Here is a 1,439-nt window from a genome sequence, read left to right as displayed (position 1 = left end):
GAGTTGGAGCCATACCTCCAGCGTTTAAACCTGCGAGATATCATTTGCTGTTTGTATTCAGGTGTTTGGCATTCGATGCTTATGATAGTTTGCCTCGTTTTAACTCAAAGGACATGGCCAAATACTGTGAATGCCTAATGAAAATATTATGGGATGAGTCATTAGTTAGAAAGATATTTCAAGAGGCGGCAAGAATTGTAAATCACGTCGCAAGCGATGATTTAGATAGGGATTTTATTAGAACGGAGCCATTCACAGAGCAAATTAAACTTGTTTTATCAAATGATTTACCAATTAGCTTAGGTAAAGTAGAGTCGATGAAAAAGATTGATTTTGAGGTTACAAACCCTGATGATATTGATATCGACGATCAAGGACAATTGGGATTGTTTTGATTAACAGCATCTTTAAGGGATTACGCTTGTCTTATCTGTTTAACTAATAAGTAATCAATTTGGTCCTGGTTTGACGGAAGTAATTTCCATCACAAAGTTAGCTGATTCAGCAAATAGTCGTTTTCACTTCAAGTTAGCCAACTTTGCAACTGTCTATTCACAAACGGATTGATCTATTCAGCAGACGAAATTATCAGTCAAGTGGAGTATAAATTTTGATGATAAAACTCATTATATAGAATACGTTTACGATAAGATTATTATGGGAAATCAACCTCTCCGCCCTATTATTAAGGAAATCATCCAAGAGTTGCTTAACGAGGGCAACGAACTTCAAAAATCTATTGATTTCCAGGAGAACGTAGCCAGCGACATAATTATAAGTGAGTGGCCTAATTACAAAGCTTGGGTTACGAGCGTGATGAATTATCTTTCTACTGTACTTGACCCAGACAACTCTTACCTAAAGTCACTCAAACGCACATTGACAGGTTTTGAATCCACAGCTGCGGACATTTTAAATGCTAATGCCATCTTGAAAAAGCTTATAGTGGATATTGATCGCGGTATATTCGAGAAATCTGAACCAGCCGTAGATGCTTTGAATTCTTTACTTATTATATTTAATCGATTTGATCAAGTCGTAAAGCAACTTAGAAGACGCCATGGTGGCCGTCCATCACTGGACATCGGCGATGAATATGATGTTCAAGACCTTTTATATGCCTTGTTGCGACTTTATTTTGACGACATTGAGCCAGAGGAATACGTACCTAAATTTGCTGGAAAAGGAAGCAGATGCGACTTTGCACTTCGCGATCACAACATAATTGTAGAAGCTAAGAAAACCAGAAACAGCCTTAAGGACAAAGAAATTGGTGAGGAGTTGACCCTCGATACAGCAAAGTACGCAAAATATCCGAAGGTTAAACATTTGGTTTGCTTCGTGTATGATCCAGATGGCTATATACGGAATGTAAAGGGCTTGGAAAATGATTTGGGTGGGTTAAAGAATGGGCTTAATGTCCATATCTTTATTAGACC

Annotated in this window: 2 protein-coding genes; both read left to right on the top strand. The window is 37.7% G+C overall.

Annotated features, from left to right (window positions below):
* The coding region (locus AC1DPZ_RS27155; protein WP_477409388.1) for a hypothetical protein at positions 1 to 395 on the top strand (395 nt) is incomplete at its 5' end.
* A gap of 262 nt (positions 396 to 657) precedes the next feature.
* Positions 658 to 1,439, top strand: a 782-nt coding sequence (locus AC1DPZ_RS27150) for a PD-(D/E)XK nuclease domain-containing protein (protein ID WP_477409386.1), incomplete at its 3' end; no start/stop codon positions are given.

Source organism: Mucilaginibacter sp. P4_G9 (assembly GCF_056400985.1).
This window is presented reverse-complemented; position numbering and strand designations above follow the sequence as displayed.